We start from the raw sequence: 18,158 nt of genomic DNA, 5'->3' as shown, positions 1-18,158 counted from the left end.
GGGCATCCACGTTCTTCGTGCTGTGTGGCAAGGCGTGGATGGCCGGGACAGGCCCGGCCATGACGGAGAGAGTCGTTCAGGCCTGCCGTCCCGCCAAATTCTTCACCGTTACCCCATCGCGCTCCTCGATGATCTCCGCGATCATCTGGCGGTGGCAATGGGTGTGGTCGCGCTCGTAGCAAAGCAGGCAGACGGGACCGGCTTTCTTCACCAGCGCCGAGAGCTCGTCCATCTGCTCCCTGGCCTCCGGCGTCTTCAGGTGCTTTGAGAAAACCTTCTCCAGTACATCGTATTGCCCGCTGCGGGCGGCGAGGCGGCCTTCCTTGGGCGTGCCGAGCGCTGCCAGATGGACATAGGCGATGCCGCGTTCTTCGAGGCCTGCGGCGAGCTGCCTCTTGGAAAAGCCGGGCCGGCGCGATGACGTCACCGCGCGCACGTCGACGACGAGCTTGACGCCGGATTGCTCCAGCTCGTCGAGCACTGCCTTCGGCGGCGTCTGCTCATAGCCGATGGTGAAGAGCTTTTTTGCCTTTGCCATGAGACACCTTTAGCGACACGTCAGCTCACCCGCGCGATCAGCTCCATGGCGCCGGCCGGCGCGCGCACCTTGCCCTCGTGGATGACATAGGCGAACACGTCGCGCGGCTCCTTCTTCGGCTTGGCCTTGTCGACCTTCGGCAGGTCGTCGGGTTCACTTCCCTCGGCCCAGTCCTGAAAGCGCTGGGCCCAGGCATCGAGCTGCTTCGGCGGATAGCAGGTCTTGATCTCGTCATTGCCCTTCTGCAGTCGCGCATAGACGAAATCGCCGGCGACGTCGGCGATGGCCGGATATTTGCCGTGCTCGGCGAACACGACGGGCGTCTCGAATTCGCGGATCAGCGCGACGAAATCCGACGTGCAGAAACTGTCGTGACGGACCTCGACGACGTGGCGCAGCGCGCGTCCCTCGAGCTTGCGCGGCAACAGCTCGAGGAATTTGCCGAAATCGGCGCCGTCGAATTTTTTGGTCGGCGCAAACTGCCACAGCACCGGCCCAAGATGATCGCCGAGTTCCAGCACGCCGGAATCATAGAAACGCTTGATGGAATCCCCGGCCTCGGCCAGCACGCGCCGGTTGGTGGCGAAGCGCGGCCCCTTCACCGAGAACACGAAACCATCAGGCACCTCGCTCGCCCATTTGCGAAAGCTCTCTGGTTTCTGCGAGCCGTAATAGGTGCCGTTGATCTCGATCGAGGTCACCTTCGAGGCGGCGTAGGACAGCTCCTTGGCTTGCGTGAGCTTCTCCGGATAGAACACCCCGCGCCATGGCTCGAAGGTCCAGCCGCCGATGCCGATGAAGATGTTGCCGGATTTTTTGGACGCGGTTTTTGCTTTGGCCACGGGAGGATCTCGGATGCGGGAGGAGGGCCTCCATCCTAATCAAACCAGTTGTGATTGGCCAGTTGCGACGTCCCGTCTAAGCTCGCGATAGGATCTGCGAAAAAAGGAGAACAAGATGCGGATGCTGATGGTGGGAGCGGCGCTCGTCATGATGACATCTGCTGCCATGATATCTTCAGTTATGGCCGACGATGACGATGCCAAGGGTGCGCAGAAGCTCGCCACGCAGGGCCGCGACGATTATTGGCATTGCCTGGCGCGGGAATATTCGCGCGTCGGCAACCAGGGCCTGTCGGAACAGGATTTTGGCCGCTCCGTCGCCGGAGCCTGTCCGTCGGAGCGACAATACTACCGGGTGGCACTGCTCGATTATCTCACCACGCAATATCCGGATATTGATGCCGGCGCCCATCTCGCGACCGCGAACAGGGCGGTGGAGGCGGCGCAGAAGGACATCGTGACGGCCTTCGTCAAGCACAAGCCGCCGCAGAAATAGCCCATTGAACCGGTGCGTCCGGCAAGCCCTTCCGGCAGCGCGCGCATCCATGGTATCACTGGGCGCATCTGGAACAGGGATGGGTTTCCATGTCGTCTGAGTCGGTGGGGGGCATTTTGGGCGCGATCGTCGCGGCGATCGTGCTTGCGGTCGCCGTCGTCTTTGGGCCGATCGGCCAGTACGGCAAGCCGCCCAAACCTGCAAAGGCCGAGCCGGCCGGGGCTGCGGCGCCGGCGGCCCCTGCCGCGCCCGTGCCGCGAGGGCCGGTGATCAAGGAAGTCCCGAACCAATAAGGGCGTGGAAAAGGCCTCTTTCGCCCCTTGTAAAGCGGCGTTGCCGTTCCCATTTAGCTTTTAACGGCGACGTTGAGCGAAAAACTCCGGCGCTGGAACGACCTTGGAATAGCACAGGCTGCGCCGGATGTACGCGCGGCCCGCCGTTCCGGGGTCGTTGGCATTTTGGGGCCCCTTTTTGGGCCGCTCCCCAGAGAAACCCCGGCTTGCTGGCGCAAGTTCTTGGCAGCACAAGTTCTTGGCAGCACAGGACGCGGCGGATATACGCTGCCGTCATGAATCAAGCGATCAGACCGGGCTCCGATACCCCACAGGCGGTTTCGCCCGCGCCGGAATTGTCGGTCGTCGTCCCGACCTTCAACGAGCGCGACAATGTCACGGTGCTGTACCGGCGGCTGGAGGCAGTGCTGGCCGGCATCGCCTGGGAGGTCGTGTTCGTCGACGACAATTCGCCTGACGGCACCTGGGACGTCGTGCGCGCGCTGGCCCAGCGCGACAGCCGCGTGCGCTGTGTCCGCCGTATCGGCCGCCGCGGCCTGTCGGGGGCCTGCATCGAGGGCATCCTGGCCTCCAGCGCGCCCTATGCGGCCGTGATCGACGCCGACCTCCAGCACGACGAGACGCAACTGCCGAAGATGCTGTCGCTGCTCGCGAGCGGGCAGGCCGAACTCGTGGTCGGCAGCCGCTACATCGAGGGCTACAAGAGCGAAGGCTTCAACAAGCAGCGCGCTGGCGCCAGCGCGCTGGCAACAGAACTCGCCAGGAAAGCGCTGCGGGTCGAGATCGCCGATCCCATGAGCGGCTTCTTCATGGTTCGCCGCGACCGGTTCGAACAGCTGGCGCCGAAACTTTCCGTGCACGGCTTCAAGATCCTGCTCGATCTCGTCGCGAGCGCCAACGGCACCTTGCGCGCCATCGAAATTCCCTACACGTTCGGCGAGCGCCAGCACGGCGAAAGCAAGCTCGATTCCATGGTCGCGCTGGATTTTCTCGGCCTGGTGCTGGCGAAGTTCACCAACGATGCTGTCTCGTTACGTTTCCTGCTGTTCGCGATGGTCGGCGGGATCGGCCTCGTGGTGCATCTCACCACCCTGTTCATATCGCTCGAGCTGTTCAAGGAGCCGTTCGCGGAAGCGCAGGCCTCCGGCGCCATCGTCGCGATGACCAGCAATTTCGTCCTCAACAACTTCCTCACCTATCGCGACCAGCGGCTGAAGGGCTTTGCACTGCTGCGCGGCCTGATCGCGTTCTACATCGTGTGCAGCGTCGGCCTGCTGGCCAATGTCGGCGTCGCCTTCTCGGTCTACGACCAGGAGCCGATCTGGTGGCTTGCGGGTGCGGCCGGGGCGCTGATGGGCGTGGTGTGGAACTACGCGATGTCCGGACTGTTCGTCTGGCGCAAGAAATAGCTCACGATGGGCGGGGCTGACGCGCGGATCGTCCGCAATACGGCGCTGGTGATCGTTGCGCTGGTCGGCTTGCGGCTCGTCGCAGCCGCGTTCACGCCGATCACCTTCGACGAAGCCTACTACTGGATGTGGTCGCAGAACCTCGCCGGGGGGTACTACGACCACCCGCCGATGGTTGCCTACGTCATCCGCGCCGGCACCCTGATCGCCGGCGACACCGAGCTCGGCGTCCGCCTGGTCTCGATCCTGCTCGCGCTGCCGATGAGTTACGCGATCTATCGCTCCGCCGCGATCCTGATCGGCGGCGCGCGGGTGGCCGCGACCAGCGCCATCCTGCTCAATGTAACGCTGCTGGCCTCGGTCGGCACGCTGATTGTCACGCCCGATGCGCCGCTTCTGGTTGCCTCCAGCTTCGTGCTGTTCTTTCTCGCCAAGGTGCTGGAGAGCGGCCGCGGCATCTGGTGGCTCGCGGTCGGCGCAGCCGTCGGTGCGGCGCTCCTGTCCAAATACACCGCGATGTTCTTCGGGCTGGCGATCCTGATCTGGATCGCTGCCGTGCCGAAACTGCGGCACTGGTTTCTCTCGCCCTGGCCGTATCTGGGCGGTTTCGTTGCGCTCGCGTTGTTCTCGCCGGTGATCCTCTGGAATGCCGATCATCAATGGGTCTCGTTCGCAAAGCAGCTCGGGCGCGCCAGGATCGAGGATTTTCGTCCGGTCTTCATCGCCGAGCTGATTCCGACCCAGATCGCGTTCGCAACCCCGCTGGTGTTCATCCTGGGCGCGATGGGGCTGCACGCGCTGACCTGGCGCCGGGCCGGCGCACTGGCCTCGCGCGTGCTGATCGAGACGATGTTCTGGACCATCGTCGCCTATTTCGTCTGGCATTCGCTGCATGCCCGCGTCGAGGCCAACTGGTTCGCGCCGGTCTACCCCCCTTTCGTCATCGCGGCGGCCGCCGCCGCCAATCTGGTGCAGTGGAAGCCGCGGCAGCGTCGCCTGGTGGATTTCTGCCTGCGCTGGGCCGCACCCACCGGCATCGTGATGTTTGCCGCGCTGATCGTGCAGGCCAATACCGGCTGGCTGTCCGGCTATCGCCGCGATGCGACCGTGCGCAGCGTCGGAGTCGGCTGGCACGAGCTCGCTGCCGAAATCGAAGCGGTGCGAGCCCGCAATGGTGCGACCTGCGTGCTTGCGCCGGACTACGGCACGACGGGTTGGCTCGCCTTCTATCTGCCGCGCGGCAGCTGCGTGGCGCAGCAAAATCAGCGCATCCGCTGGGCCAACATGCCCGAGCCGGATCCAAAGCTGCTTGCGGGCAAGCTGATCTATGTCGACGAGCTGCGCTCTGACGGCCATCCCGCCGTCCACGATCTCTTCGCCAAGGTGACGCAGGTCGCGCAATTGCAGCGCAAGCGCGGCCCGCTCGTGATCGAAACTTACAGCATCGATCTGCTCGAAGGCGCCAAGGGCGACGTGCTGGACCGCTCGCCACCGCCGGAAGTGCGGTAGCTCTCCTCGGAACGACGACGAAAGCTCAGTTGATCATCTCGGCCTTGGTCGCGGCCTGGTTCGGCCTGTCCTGGTCGCGCCAGAACCAGACGCTCACGACGCCGGAGCGGCCGCGGACCTGCGTGAGCAGGGGGCCCGACAATACGCCGTCGGGAGCGCCCTGGAAATCGGCCGCATCCAGCAGCGGATCGCTGAGCGCGAGCCGCGCGCCGTTTTTAGCAGCGACCTCCATCAACCGGCTCGCGACGTTGACGGTGTCGCCCGTCGCCGTGATGTGCTGATGGCTTTCGCCGAGGCGGGAGGCGACGATCGGGCCGAAATGCGCGCCGATCTTGAAGCCGAGCTGATCCCTGATCGCGGGCGGCAACCACGCGATCCAGCGTTCGACGCCGCGGTGCAGGTCCATCGCGCATTTCAGCGCGCGTGCGGCGTCGTCGGGCATCGCGCCGGGCAGGCCGAACAGGATCATGGCGCCGTCACCGAGAAAGCCGCTGATCATGCCGCCGCAATCGACCGCGGTCTTCTCGATCAGCGCGTGAAACGCCTTCAGAATGTCCTGGAGTTCACCCGGATCGATCCGCTCGCTCAGCGCCGTGAAGCCGGAGAGATCGATGAAGACCATTGCTGCGTCCTGCCGGACGGGTGTTGACAGGAAATTCGGATCCCGCGCCAGCCACTCCTGCACGGCCGGCGCCTGGAATTGCGCGAGCGACCGGCTCTTGGCGGCAAAATATTGCGTGCGGCGGCCTCCCGCCCACAATTGCACGCCGGCAAAGACCGCAACCGGCGGCACTGCCGCGGCGAGCGTGGTCGCGGCGTTCAACCAGACGCCATGCGTGAACGCAAACAGATTGAACCCGGCCCAGGCGATCATCACCGCGGCCGCGGCGACGATGCCGAGCGCGCTGCGCCGCCAGGCGAGCAGGCCCACCAGCAGCACCGGCAGCAGGATCGCGATGAGCGCGTCGGCGATGTGGACCTTGCGGTCGCGCACGATGCTGTCCCCGGCGACGAGATGGGTGATCGCGGTGGAGACCACTTCGACGCCGGGCATCAGGGAATCGAACGGTGTTGGGTAAAAATCACCGCCGCCGGCGACCGAGGCCCCGATCACGACGATCCGGTTCTCGATCGCCGCGCGACTTAACGTGCCGTCGAAGATGCTCTGTGCGCTGACGGTGCGGATGGTCCGGCGCGGGCCGTAATAGGTGATCGGTAGCGCGAAGTCGGTATCGGTGGGCACCGCGCGGTCGCCGAGCATCAGATGGTCCGGCGCGATCGTCAGCGACTTGTCGAGCGCGCGCGCCGCGACCCGCAACGGAAAGGACAGCTCGACCTTGTCGCTCGTCCGGAACAGCATCGGCACCGAGAGCGGCGAGCCCGATTGTCCGGTCGCAACATTGACGACGCCGACCTCGGCATGATCGGCGAACGCCGGCAAGGGCAGCAGGAAGCGCTCGGCCTGCGGCAGGGCGGCGAGGGGGCCTTGGCCGCTGGTCTCCACGGTCTCGCTGGCGGACGGGAAGATCGCCGCGGCGGCAAGGACGATGGGACCCGTAGCCAGCGTATTTGCCAGCGTAGCGTCGCCGATCGCAGCGCTGCGATCGACCAGCAGCAGGTCGATCGCGACGACCTTCGGCTTGAACTGCACGATGGTGTCGACGACACGGGCGAGATCGGCGCGCGGCAGGGGATAGCTGCCGCCGCGCTTCACGACGGTGTCGTCGATCGCGACGATGGTGACGAGATCGGGCGGAACCCGAACGCCGCGGACCTGCGTCCGCCAATCCGTCAGCGTCGCCTCGAGGCGATCGAGAAAACGCAGATGACCGTTGGCGTGACCGGCATAGATGCCCGCGCCCCACAGTGCGGTGAGGACGAGTGCCACCAGGATCTGAACGCGTCGGCTACTCATGTGGTCGTGTTGCAATTTCTCTATCGTCCAAATGCTGTTCGCCGCGCCCAGGTGACCCGAACCATTGGCCAAGTCTTACTGACCAAGTCTTGCCATCAACGCGTCGACGCGCGGCTGGCCCCATGTCTTGACCGTCAACGGGCCTGTGGCTTCCACGTCGACGCCTTGGCCGCGGCCTAATACCACGCTGCGCCCACCATTCCTGCGGCTCACGCCGACACGGCCGTCAGCCACGAAGACGGAGGTCTTGGCCTCTGCGACATCGACCGCCCATTTCGTGCCGCGCACCGCGGCGATCGCCTGCGGCGTCAGCACCTTGAAGGGATTGCCGCCGGGCTTCTTGGGCACCTCGACCAGCAGCGCTTTGCTGCTCAACTCAACGGAGTCTATATGTCCGTCGCGGTTAGCGTCCTTAAGTTCAAATCTGGCACCGCTTTCGGCAACGATCGTGATGCCGTTGTCGCAGCGCCAGGTCTGCGTACCGGCAGCAGACGGCGCAGCAGTGCAGCCCACATTGGCGGCAGGCTGGGCAATCGCATGTCCGATCAACAGAAACGACCCCGCCAGAGCGAAAAACCCTGCGCGCACGAACTCTCTCATGCCAGCCTCCGTTTGCGTGCTCGGCACAGTTCAAGGCGATCTTGATACGGTACCGTATCACACGCAGAGGCTGCTGAAAAGTGCCGGTTGCCGTAGCTATTTTCTCGCTGCGGCCTTTTCCAGTGCGGTGCGATCAACTTTCGGTCTGGGCACCGACTCGCGCCCGCGGTCTGTGATGTGGCTGCTGATAACCGCGCTGCGGCTGCGGAGGAGGGTGCTTGCGCACCAGCTTGGCGCAACGTTTCCCCGCTATCTTCCGGGTATTGAAGACCACGAAAACGACTTGGTTGGATGGCCTTAGAGATGCGGCCGGAGACGGTCGCCGGCAACGCCAATCCCGCCGAGAATCATAGTTAACAGACGCGCTTAAGTCCGTAATTCTGCGGGCTTTTTTCTCGAAATGGGACACCCGAACGGGTTGCCCCACATCCGCCCGAACTTAATCCGCATTTAACTAAAAGTGGCCTTAATGACGCTCCGACCCTCTGCGAGATGCTGTTCCCGGATCGTGACCAGCGGCGCTTCGAAGGGGGACTTAGTGACACCGTTCTGGACGCAAGGCGAATGAGTACGAGTATCGCTGCGCAAGGCATCGCGGCACGAAAGTCCAAAGGGTTCTCGAGCAATTCCTATCGGAAGCCTTCCCGGAAAATGACTACCCAAAACGTGCTTGGCGCCGCCGTGATCGGCTGCGTCGTGCTTGGCGCCGGCTGGACCATCTACAGCAACATCTTTGCCGCCAGCGTCTATCCGACCGTCGGCAGCAGCGGCTACGACGAGCCAGTGGTCAAGCGCGCGCCCAGGGTCGCGTTGCGCGAGGCCAGTGAGGCCGTCAAGGACGCCTTTGCGCTCTTGCCCGACCGGTTGCAGGTGGCAGCGCCGATCTCGCGCGAGATGTTCAATGATCGCTTTGCCGCGGCTGCAACCCAAGGCGTGACATCGAATGCGGCCAGCGCCGCGCCCGCAACCAAGGTCGCCGAAGCCAAGGACGCGCCGAAGCCGAGCGTGATCGCGAGGGTCGCGGAAGTGCTGAAGCCAGGTCCCGCCAAGATCGCTGACGCCGCGAAGTCCAAGCGCGGCGCTGACGCGCCGGTGCAGCTTGCCTCGGCAGATCCGGCCGAGATCGTGCCGGCGCCTGAGGCGAAGCCAAAATCGATTGCCGATCGTGCCAAGGCTGCGGTGATGTCGATCACCGGACCGCGCCAGTCGATGGTGGAAAAGCTCTGGGGCAAGCGCGAGCCGTCCGGCGGACTGCTCGCCTATGCGTCGGCCGACGCCAGCGTGACCGCGTCCATCGCGCCGAGGGAGCAGAACCCCATGCTCGGCGGTTCGGCGCCCTATGAGCGTGACACCGCGGTCTACGACATCTCCGCTAAAACGGTTTACTTGCCCGACGGCACCAAGCTCGAGGCGCATTCCGGCCTCGGCTCCAACCTCGACGACCCGCGCTCCTCGCGCGTCCGCATGCGCGGTGTGACGCCGCCGCACATCTACACGCTGAAACCGCGCGAGGCACTGTTTCACGGCGTGCCCGCGCTGCGCCTGACCCCGATTGGCGGTGAGAGCGCGATCTACGGCCGCGACGGCCTGCTCGCGCATACCTTCATGCTCGGGCCGAATGGCGATTCCAACGGCTGCGTGTCGTTCAAGGATTATTACGCGTTCCTCGATGCCTACCGCAACAAGGGCATCCGCAAACTCGCGGTGCTGGCGCGCGTGGACTAGGCTCAGTCGATTCGAGATCACGCAAAAGGGCCGCTTGCAGCGGCCCTTTTCTATTTCGCTTCGCGGGTACGTTTTAGCCCGGCCAGCACTGCCCGCCGCCGTCGATCCGCAGCACCTGACCGGAAACGAAGGCGCCCATGGGCCCTGCGAAGAATTCGACGACGCGCGCGACCTCGTCGACGGTTGCGATCCGGTCGAGCGTGCCGGTCTCGACCATTCTGTCGGGGTCGACTGCGCGCGTTCCGAGGAAGCGGCCGGTGCGGGTATCTCCGGGCGCGATGCAGTTGACGGCGATATCGTAGGGGCGGAGCTGGTCGGCCAGGCATCGCGTGTAATGGGTCACGCCGGCCTTCGACACCGCATAGATCGAGCCCTGAGTACGCCCCTTGAAAGCGGCGACCGAGCCAAGCGTGACGATGCGGCCGCGTCGGCGCTCCATCATGCCGCGCGCGACCGCCTGGCATGTCAGGATGGTGGAGAGCAGATTGCGCTCCAGCACCGCGCGCACGTCGGCCTCCTTGATATTCACCGCATCGTTCGGATCGGGCTTGCCGCCGCCGGCCGCGATATCGCCCCCGGCATTGTGCACGAGAATGTCGATCGGGCCGAGTGCCGCTTCGGTCTCCGCGATGACGCGTGCGATGTCCTCGCCCTTGGTGAGATCGCCGAGCACGCGCTGGCTGCGAACGCCGAATTCGCGGCCGATCTCGACGGCGACCGCGGTGAGGGTGGTGCCCTCGCCATACTCGGCCGGCCCGTTCTCGCGCATGCCGTGGATAGCGACGTCAGCGCCGAGCGCGGCAAGCTTCTCTGCAAAAGCGCGGCCGAGCCCGCGTCCCGCGCCGGTCACCAGTGCAACTTTGCCTGCCAGAAGCTTGTTGGTGTCATGCGATGTCATGATCTTGTTCCTGTTGTGAATGTCAGTCTGCGGCGAGGTCGAGGCCGATCGCCAACGCCTGCACGAGGCACATCGGTGCGACAAGCGTACGCAGCGCGGGCTCAGGCATGTCCTGGATCTCGAACACGACGCTCGCGCCCTCGACGATCGGGCTCAAAAGGCTGTCGGTGATGGAAATCGTGGGCACGCCCCGCGCGACGAGTTCAGGAAACAAGCGCGCCGTATCCGGATAGTAATTTCGGAAGCTGATCGCGACCAGCGCGTCGTCTGATGTCGCCGCGTGCGACTGCTCGTGGATGCTGCCGCCAAGACCGTCGAGCAGGACGACGCGCCGTCCGAGCTTGCGCAGCACATAGGCGAGGTGGATCGCAACCGGAAACGAGCCGCCGAGGCCGAGCAGATAGATGTCACGCGCCTTGGCGAGGATCGCGGTTGCGGCGTCGAGTTCGCGCGCATGGACGGATTGGCTGAGCGTGACCAGCGACGATTGCGCTTCGGACACGAAACGCGACAATACCGCGGCCGGCTGGCGGCCGAGCACTGACTTCTCCTGGCTCTTCATGCGGGCGAGGCGCGCTTTGTAGCTTGGCGCGACGCCGGCAACGAGACGGGAGCGGAACACCTGCTGCATCTCGGTGAAGCCGCCGAACCCGAGCGCATGCGCGAAGCGAACGATCGCCGACGGCGGCACCCCTGAGCGCTGCGCCACCTCCGCCACGGTGCCGAGTGCGACATCGGTCGGGTGATCGAGCACGAACTCCGCGATCTGCTGCAGCCGGCCGGACAGTGCCCGGTGCCGCTGCGCAATCGCGCCGCGCAGTTCGTCATAAGTCATGGCGCCAGCCGCCTTGTTCATCGAGTCGGATCTCCGGATCGGTCGCCTGTTTAACGGCATTTCACGATTTGGATCAAATATTCTACTTTACATAATATATGGAATGAATGTTCTAATCCCACAAGAAGCAAAAGACTTCGAAAACGGGAGGACACGATGAGAGGGCGTCAGATCTCACGGCGAAGCGTTCTGAAGGGCAGCTTGATGGCGAGCGTCATCGGCGGCGCCGGCAGCTTCTTTGGGCCGTGGCGGCAGAATCATGCCTGGGCGCAAGGCGCGAAACCGATCAAGCTGGGCCTGACGTGCGATGCCAGCGGTCAATACGGCAACAGCGGCCAGGATGATTTCCGCGGCATCAAGATGGCGATCGACGAGATCAACGCCAAAGGTGGCGTACTCGGGCGCCAGGTCACTTTCATCACGGCGGACACCGAGACGACGCCAGCCACGGGCAGCCGCGTCGCGGAACGTTTCATCACTCGCGAGGACTGCACCATCCTGATCGGCGCGCTGCATTCGGGCGTCGCCAACGCCATCACGCAGGTCGCCAGCAAATATGGTGTGATCTACATGAACACCAATTCCTCCGCGCCCAGCGAAGCCGGGGAGAACTGCTCGCGCGTGAAATTCGTATGGGACGGCAACGGCACCAATTTTTCCAAGGCGTCGGTCAAGAACGCGGTGGACTCCATCGGCAAGAACTGGATGCTGCTGACCAACGACTATGTCTGGGGTCACACGACGTCTGCCGCGACCAGGACGCAGGTCGAGAGCGCCGGTGGCAAGATCCTCGACAATCTGCTGGTGCCGCAGAACACGCGCGACTTTACTGCCTATCTGCTGAAGATCCAGCAGGCCAAGCCCGATGTTGTGGCGACCGCAGTTGGCGGCGACGATATCAAGGCATTGCGCGAGCAGGTGGCGCAGCTCAAGCTCGACGGCAAGCCGGCCTGGATCAACAACCAGCAGGACTGGCCCGATGTGTGGGGCGCGCCCGACAGCCTGTTCGGCGTGTTCGGCACCACCTGGTATCACAAGCTGCCGCTGCCAGGTGTCGCCGAATTCGTCAAGAAGTGGCAGGCCGCCAACAAGGACGGCCCGATCCCGGTGCCGGGCAACGTCTCCTACAACGGCTACATGTCCACGCGCGAACTGCTGCGTGCAATCGAGCGGGCAGGGTCGACCAACAACGTCAAGATCATCAAGGAGCTCGAGAACCTGAAGGTCTCGGCGACCGATCGCATGCAGCATTTCGACGCCTACATGGATCCGATGACGCACCAAATGCAGCAGACGATCTATCTGGCGCGGCGCAACGCCAAGCCGGTCGACAATACCGATCTGTTCGAGATCATCAGCTGGACGGAGCCGAAATCGGCCGCCGACGATGCGGCACCCGGCAAGTGCAAGCTCACCCCCTACGAGCAGGTGCCGACCGTCGACTCCTAGAGACGGCGCGTCACGTCGCAGAACGAGCGGCGCGCATCTCGCGCGCCGCGCCTCCGGGACCGTCAGCGTCCCGGATGACACATGCCAGTTGCGAGAGCCAAAAACCTTGTTCGACCTTCTTCCGCATCTCCTCAACGGCCTGACGCTCGGCCTGTTGTTCGCGCTGATCGCACTCGGCTTCATGCTCATCGTCGGGCTGATGGAGCAGATCAACCTCGCGCACGGCTCCCTGTTCGCGCTCGGGGCTTATGTCGCCATGCAGCTCACGGGGCCGCGCCCTCCATTGCCGATGGAGCTTGCGAAAGCGTGGCTCGCGCTGCCGCTCGGCTGGCGCTATGCGGCGACGTTGATCATTGCTCCCGTGACCGTGAGTCTGGTCGGCATGCTGATCGAGCTCTGCATGCGGCGCACTTACGGCAAGGATCCGCTCTACGGGCTGCTCCTGACCTTCGGCGCCGCGATGGTGATCGAAGAGATGATCCGCCTGGTGTGGGGCACGCGCGACTACGTGCTGCAGGTGCCGTCCGCCATCAACGGCGGCTTCCTGTTCGGCGACCTGATCTGGTCGACCTATCGCTTCTACGCAGCGGGCATCGCGGCCGGGGTCATCGGCCTGGTCTGGCTGTTGATCGAAAAGACCTCGTTCGGTGCGACGGTCAAGGCCGGCGCGCATGACAGCGAGATCGTTCGCGCGCTCGGCATCAACCTGTCGCGGTTGCGGATGCTGGTCTTCGTGTTCGGCACGATGCTGGCCGCGATCGCGGGCATCATCGTCGCGCCGATCTGGGGCATTCGCCCGCATATGGGCGTCGATGCGGTCATTCCTGCGTTCCTGGTGATCGTGCTCGGGGGCGTCGGCAGCTTTTGGGGTGCGGTCGTGGCGGGTCTTTTGGTCGGACTGTGTGTCGGCCTTGCCGGCGCCTACGCGTCCGAATGGTCGCTGTTGTCGATGTACATCTTGCTCGTGGCCGTCGTGACGTTCCGCGCGCGCGGCCTCTGGGGCAAAAAAAGCGTGCTCGAGGCCTAAAGGGAATGATTGTGGGACCAAAATCTTCACCGGACGCTGCGCGCCTCGTGACGCCGACGATGCTGGTGCTCTGGCTCGTGCTTGCAACGGTGCCGCTCTGGATCACGCGGATCGGGCTCTATCCCTATCTCGGGATCGAGATCCTGATCTGGTCGCTCTATGCGCTCGCATTCAACCTGGTGCTGGGCACCGCCGGACTTCCGTCGTTCGGTCATGGTGCCTATTTCGGCATCGGCGCCTACGCGTTCGGTCTCTGTCAGTTCGACATCGTCGCCAATCTCTGGATATGCCTGATTGCCGCGGCCGCGGCGGCAGGTCTCGCCGGCGTGCTGGTGGCGCTGTTCATCTCGCACAGGCGCGGCATTTATTATGCCTTCATGACGATTGCCTTCGGCCAGATCTTCTGGACGTTGGCGATCAAATCGCACCGGATCACCGGCGGCGAAGACGGCCTTCTCAAGATCAAACGGTTGCCGGCCGATTTCGGGCTTGTGTCTTTCGATCTCACCGACAATGTCGCGTTCTACTATTTCGTGCTCGCCGTCTTTGCGGTCGGCACCGCCGCATTGTGGAGGCTGGTGCACTCGCCCTATGGCCGCGTGGTCGCTGCGATCAGGCAGAGCGAAGTTCGCGCGAGCCATCTCGGCTATAATGTGTGGCTCTACAAGGTAGCGATCTTTGCGCTGTCGGCCGCCGTCTCGGGGTTTGCCGGCGGATTGTTCGCCATGGCGCAGCTCGCCGCATTCCCCGACGTCATGAGCCTGCATCAATCCGGCTACGTCGTGATGATGACGCTCGTCGGCGGTGGCCTCGTCAGCTTCTGGGGCCCGGTGATTGGCGTATTTCTCTTCCTCATCGCCCGAGACGTGATCGGTGCGCTGACCAATGCCTGGATGCTCTATTTTGGTCTGCTGTTCATCGCGATCGTGCTGTTCCGCCCCGAAGGCATTGCCGGCGCGATCTCCGCTGCCGTGCAGCAGCACTCACTCGGCGCCTTACGGCAGCGCGGTACCTTGGCGATGCGGCTGCTGTTCGGGAGCGGGCGATGAACATGATCGAAGCCGCGGCCGTTCATGTCCGCTTCGGCGATCGCGTCGTGCTGGAGAGCGTCGATCTCGCGGTCGCGGAGGGCGAGTTTCACGGTGTGATGGGCCCGAACGGTGCCGGCAAAACCACGTTCTTCAATGTCCTCACCGGCCGGGTGAAACCGAATCGTGGTCGAGTCCTGCTCGCCGGCGAGGATGTCACGGGCCTCAGCCCGCACCGCATCGCCGCCAAGGGCATCGCCCGCTCGTTTCAGATCATGACACTGTTCGACGAATTCTCCGCGCGTGACAACGTCATGATGGGCTTGCCCGAGTTTCGCGCCCGTGGCCACGATGTCGCGCGCGCAGCGGCGGGCGACAGCCGGCTTGCCGCGAAGGCCTCTGAATCGCTGGCGGCAGTCGGGCTTGCCGACAAAGGCGACATTCGCGCCAAGGACCTGTCCTATGGCGACCGGCGCGCGCTGGAGATCGCGGTCGCCCTGGCGCAGGCGCCCCGGGTGCTGTGCCTGGACGAGCCGACCTCCGGCCTCGGCTCCGACGGGGTGCACCGGCTCGCAGCCCTGATTGCTCGCCTGAAGGGGCGGCTGACCATCGTCGCCATCGAGCACGATATGGAGTTCCTGTTCTCGTTGGCTGACCGGATCTCGGTCATCCATTGGGGGCAGGTGGTGGCGCGCGGAACGCCACACGAACTGCAGCAGAACGAATGGGTGCGGCGCTCCAATCTCGGGAAGTTCGCATGATCCTCGAAGTGGACGCGGTCGATACCTTTTACGGCGAGACCCAGGCGCTGTTCGGCGCCTCGCTTGCCATCGAGCACGCCAAGGTGTTTGCGCTGCTCGGCCCTAACGGCGCCGGCAAGACGACCATGCTCCGCTCGATTCTGGGGCTGACGCGTCCGCGCCGCGGCTCCGTTTGTTTCGACGGTCACGACGTCACGCGCGATCCGACCCACGAGATTGCGCGCGCCGGCATCGGCTGGGTACCCGACGACCGCCGGCTGTGTCCGACATTGACGGTTGCGCGCAACCTGTCGATCGCGCAAAAGCGCACGCGCTTTCGCCACTGGAGCGTCAAGGAGGCCGCTGCGATCTTCTCACCGCTCGAATATCTCATGGAGCGCGACTGCGAAAACCTGTCGGGCGGCGAAATGCAGATGGTGGCGATCGCCCGCGCGCTGGTCGGCTCGCCGGGACTGGTGCTGTTCGACGAGCCGAGCCAGGGACTGGCGCCGAAAATCGTCGGCGACGTGCTTGCGACGATCCTGCGCATGAAGGATGAGGGCATTGCCTCGCTGGTCGTGGAGCAGAACGCCGAGATCGCGCTGTCGGTCGCAGACCATGCCGCGGTGATCGATCGCGGCCGGATCGTCTGGACCGGGGAGGCCGCGGCCTTGCGCGATGACCGCGGGCTTCGTCAGTGCTTGCTGGGAGTACAATAAGTGGCCGCACCGCTGCTCGTTCTCGACGACGTTCGAAAGGTCTATACACGGGGCCGCGTGATCCGCCGACCGACATTCACGCTACAGGCAAACCTGTCGCTGGACGAACCTGATATCGTTGGTGTCGTCGGCCCGAATGGCGCCGGCAAGACGACCTTGTTCGAGATGATGACGGGCTCGAACGCCCCGACCTCCGGGCGCGTGCTGGTCGCGGGCACCGATATCCATGGTGTCAAATATCGCGAGCGCGACCGGCTCGCGATCCACTATCACCAATCCTATCAGGTCAGGCGCTTCCGGAAGCGCATTCCGTCCGCCTTCCTGGCGCCATCGCCAACCCGGACGCCGCTGGTTCACCTGTTCGACGAACCGCAGTTCAACCTGCAGGATGGCTATATCGGCTTCATGCTCGATTTCTTCCGCAAGCTGCGCGACGAGGGGCGGCTGGTCGTGCTCTGCATGCATCCGACGGCGGCCTGGCACCTTGACATCCTTGCCGAGATCGCCGGGCGATTCCTCTTTGTGGCCGGCGGTGGGGTGACACGCATGGCCGATTTCGGCGCTCTGGTCGCCGAGCCACGCTTCCGCTCCTATCTGGGGCCGGAGATGACAAAGGCGGCGGACCGATTTGTCACCGAGCTATTCCCATCCCGACCTAACGCAGAAAAAAGCGACCACAGGAGAATCCGTTGGCCTATTCGAACACCCAGCTTTTCATTGGCGGCAAATGGCGACCGGCCCATTCGGGCAAGGTGATCGAGGTCCGCAATCCCGCGACTGAAGAGGTGATCGGCACCGTCGCCCATGCCGGACGGTCCGACCTCGACGAGGCACTCGCCGCAGCCAGCGCCGGCTTCAGGATCTGGCGAAACGTTGCTCCCTTCGAGCGCTGCCGCATCATGCGCAAGGCCGCCGCGATCATGCGCGAGCGCAATGACGAGATCGCGCCGCTGCTCACGATGGAGCAGGGCAAGACGCTCGGCGAGGCCAAGATGGAGGCGATGGCCGCCGCCGACGTGATCGAGTGGTTTGCGGAGGAAGCCAAACGCGCCTATGGCCGCCTGATCCCCGCGCGCGGCCCGGGCATCTACCAGCTCGCGATCAAGGAGCCCGTCGGCCCGGTTGCGGCGTTCACGCCTTGGAACTTTCCGATCAACCAGGTCGTGCGCAAGCTCTCCGCCGCACTCGGCGCCGGCTGCTCGATCATCGTCAAGGCCCCGGAGGAGACGCCGGCCTCGCCCGCACAGCTGATCCGCGCGTTTACGGACGCTGGCGTGCCCGATGGTGTCATCAACCTGGTCTACGGTATTCCTGCCGAGATCTCCGAATATCTCATTCCGCATCCGGTGATCCGCAAGATCTCGTTCACGGGCTCGACCCATGTCGGCAAGCAGCTCAATGCGCTCGCGGGCCTGCACATGAAGCGTGCCACCATGGAGCTCGGCGGTCATGCGCCGGCGATCGTTTTCAAGGACGCCGACGTCGCATCGGCCGCGAAAATTCTGGCGGCGGCAAAATATCGCAATGCCGGGCAGGTGTGCATCTCGCCGACGCGGATGCTGGTCCAGGATGACGTGTTCCGTGAATTCGTCGACACCTTTGTCGACAGCGCCAAGGCCTTCAAGGTCGGCAACGGCCTTGATCCCGACTCCAAAATGGGCCCGCTTGCCAATCCGCGCCGCGTCACCGCCATTGAGGGCATGGTGCAGGATGCCGTCGGCAAAGGGGCAAAGCTCGAGACCGGCGGTAAACGCGTCGGCAACAAGGGCCATTTCTTCGAGCCGACGGTGGTGAGCGACGTGCCGAAGGATGCGCGCGCCATGAACGAGGAGCCGTTCGGCCCGCTCGCGCTGATTTCGCGCTTCTCATCCTTCGACGAAGTTGTCGAGGAGGCCAACCGCTTGCCGTTCGGGCTGGCGTCCTACGCCTTCACAAGCTCGGCCAAGACGGCGGCCGCGATCGGTTCGGCCGTCGAAGCCGGCATGATGGCGATCAACAGTTTTGGTCTGGCGCTGCCCGAAGTGCCGTTCGGCGGCATCAAGGATTCCGGCTACGGCTCGGAGGGCGGCACCGAGGCGATGGAGGGTTATTTCAACACCAAGTTCATCAGCCAGACGGGCGTGTGACCGGCCGGG

General features: G+C 64.3%; 18 protein-coding genes. 12 read left to right on the top strand and 6 right to left on the bottom strand.

Going from position 1 to position 18,158, the window contains the following annotated elements; genetic code table 11:
• Positions 1 to 76: 76 nt before the first annotated feature.
• On the bottom strand, positions 77 to 538 hold the full coding sequence (locus tag ACFQX9_RS15305; RefSeq protein ID WP_377789224.1) for a DUF488 family protein: 462 nt from the start codon (positions 536 to 538) through the stop codon (positions 77 to 79).
• Between the two features lie 20 nt (positions 539 to 558).
• Positions 559 to 1,380 (bottom strand): DUF72 domain-containing protein, encoded by an 822-nt coding sequence (locus ACFQX9_RS15300; RefSeq protein ID WP_377789222.1) that lies wholly within the window; start codon positions 1,378 to 1,380, stop codon positions 559 to 561.
• Positions 1,381 to 1,495: 115 nt separating this feature from the next.
• Here ACFQX9_RS15300 and ACFQX9_RS15295 point away from each other — a divergent pair, with 115 nt between their 5' ends.
• The 4 genes from ACFQX9_RS15295 (at position 1,496) to ACFQX9_RS15280 (ending at position 5,087) form a co-directional block, all read left to right on the top strand.
• Entirely contained in the window at positions 1,496 to 1,876 is a 381-nt protein-coding gene (locus tag ACFQX9_RS15295; protein WP_085351074.1) for a hypothetical protein, read from the top strand.
• Between the two features lie 89 nt (positions 1,877 to 1,965).
• Positions 1,966 to 2,169, top strand: coding sequence for a hypothetical protein (locus tag ACFQX9_RS15290; RefSeq protein ID WP_026232985.1), 204 nt, complete (start codon positions 1,966 to 1,968; stop codon positions 2,167 to 2,169).
• A 275-nt stretch (positions 2,170 to 2,444) separates the two neighbouring features.
• Positions 2,445 to 3,578 (top strand): glycosyltransferase family 2 protein, encoded by a 1,134-nt coding sequence (locus ACFQX9_RS15285; RefSeq protein ID WP_377789220.1) that lies wholly within the window; start codon positions 2,445 to 2,447, stop codon positions 3,576 to 3,578.
• Between the two features lie 6 nt (positions 3,579 to 3,584).
• The gene (locus tag ACFQX9_RS15280) at positions 3,585 to 5,087 is read left to right on the top strand and encodes a glycosyltransferase family 39 protein (protein ID WP_377789218.1); all 1,503 of its coding nucleotides are present in this window, start codon (positions 3,585 to 3,587) and stop codon (positions 5,085 to 5,087) included.
• Positions 5,088 to 5,112: 25 nt separating this feature from the next.
• Here the strand turns inward: ACFQX9_RS15280 and ACFQX9_RS15275 are convergent, their stop codons facing one another.
• Both ACFQX9_RS15275 and ACFQX9_RS15270 read right to left on the bottom strand, forming a co-directional pair.
• On the bottom strand, positions 5,113 to 7,002 hold the full coding sequence (locus ACFQX9_RS15275; RefSeq protein ID WP_377789217.1) for a CHASE2 domain-containing protein: 1,890 nt from the start codon (positions 7,000 to 7,002) through the stop codon (positions 5,113 to 5,115).
• A 75-nt stretch (positions 7,003 to 7,077) separates the two neighbouring features.
• The gene (locus ACFQX9_RS15270) at positions 7,078 to 7,602 is read right to left on the bottom strand and encodes a FecR domain-containing protein (RefSeq protein WP_377789215.1); all 525 of its coding nucleotides are present in this window, start codon (positions 7,600 to 7,602) and stop codon (positions 7,078 to 7,080) included.
• A gap of 651 nt (positions 7,603 to 8,253) precedes the next feature.
• On the opposite strand from ACFQX9_RS15270, the gene ACFQX9_RS15265 reads away from it, so the two are divergent.
• The gene (locus ACFQX9_RS15265; protein WP_377789213.1) at positions 8,254 to 9,327 is read left to right on the top strand and encodes a tlde1 domain-containing protein; all 1,074 of its coding nucleotides are present in this window, start codon (positions 8,254 to 8,256) and stop codon (positions 9,325 to 9,327) included.
• Between the two features lie 73 nt (positions 9,328 to 9,400).
• On the opposite strand, the gene ACFQX9_RS15260 is transcribed toward ACFQX9_RS15265, so the two are convergent.
• Positions 9,401 to 10,225, bottom strand: a complete 825-nt coding sequence (locus ACFQX9_RS15260) for an SDR family NAD(P)-dependent oxidoreductase (RefSeq protein WP_247455041.1) — start codon at positions 10,223 to 10,225, stop codon at positions 9,401 to 9,403.
• A 22-nt stretch (positions 10,226 to 10,247) separates the two neighbouring features.
• Positions 10,248 to 11,081 carry a MurR/RpiR family transcriptional regulator gene (locus ACFQX9_RS15255; protein ID WP_018455610.1) on the bottom strand — a complete coding sequence of 278 codons (834 nt, stop codon included), beginning with the start codon at positions 11,079 to 11,081 and terminating at the stop codon, positions 10,248 to 10,250.
• A gap of 135 nt (positions 11,082 to 11,216) precedes the next feature.
• On the opposite strand from ACFQX9_RS15255, the gene ACFQX9_RS15250 reads away from it, so the two are divergent.
• The 7 genes from ACFQX9_RS15250 (at position 11,217) to ACFQX9_RS15220 (ending at position 18,149) form a co-directional block, all read left to right on the top strand.
• A complete protein-coding gene (locus ACFQX9_RS15250; protein WP_231190578.1) occupies positions 11,217 to 12,509 on the top strand; it encodes an ABC transporter substrate-binding protein in 1,293 nt (430 codons plus the stop codon).
• Between the two features lie 106 nt (positions 12,510 to 12,615).
• Positions 12,616 to 13,536: a branched-chain amino acid ABC transporter permease gene (locus ACFQX9_RS15245; RefSeq protein WP_377789210.1), complete on the top strand. Its 921-nt coding sequence runs from the start codon at positions 12,616 to 12,618 to the stop codon at positions 13,534 to 13,536.
• A gap of 5 nt (positions 13,537 to 13,541) precedes the next feature.
• The gene (locus ACFQX9_RS15240; RefSeq protein WP_377789208.1) at positions 13,542 to 14,585 is read left to right on the top strand and encodes a branched-chain amino acid ABC transporter permease; all 1,044 of its coding nucleotides are present in this window, start codon (positions 13,542 to 13,544) and stop codon (positions 14,583 to 14,585) included.
• Positions 14,582 to 15,325, top strand: a complete 744-nt coding sequence (locus tag ACFQX9_RS15235) for an ABC transporter ATP-binding protein (RefSeq protein ID WP_247406962.1) — start codon at positions 14,582 to 14,584, stop codon at positions 15,323 to 15,325. Before ACFQX9_RS15240 ends, ACFQX9_RS15235 begins: the two co-directional genes overlap by 4 nt.
• A complete protein-coding gene (locus ACFQX9_RS15230; protein WP_247455036.1) occupies positions 15,322 to 16,023 on the top strand; it encodes an ABC transporter ATP-binding protein in 702 nt (233 codons plus the stop codon). Before ACFQX9_RS15235 ends, ACFQX9_RS15230 begins: the two co-directional genes overlap by 4 nt.
• Positions 16,024 to 16,779 (top strand): ATP-binding cassette domain-containing protein, encoded by a 756-nt coding sequence (locus ACFQX9_RS15225; RefSeq protein WP_377789205.1) that lies wholly within the window; start codon positions 16,024 to 16,026, stop codon positions 16,777 to 16,779. It begins immediately after the preceding gene.
• On the top strand, positions 16,713 to 18,149 hold the full coding sequence (locus ACFQX9_RS15220) for an NAD-dependent succinate-semialdehyde dehydrogenase (protein ID WP_377789203.1): 1,437 nt from the start codon (positions 16,713 to 16,715) through the stop codon (positions 18,147 to 18,149). Before ACFQX9_RS15225 ends, ACFQX9_RS15220 begins: the two co-directional genes overlap by 67 nt.
• Positions 18,150 to 18,158: the final 9 nt, after the last annotated feature.

The sequence above is a fragment of the Bradyrhizobium sp. GCM10028915 genome (genome assembly GCF_042666195.1).
GTDB lineage: Bacteria > Pseudomonadota > Alphaproteobacteria > Rhizobiales > Xanthobacteraceae > Bradyrhizobium > Bradyrhizobium canariense_D.
Note: the sequence above shows the minus strand (reverse complement) of the source record. Positions and strands in the feature narration are given on the sequence as shown.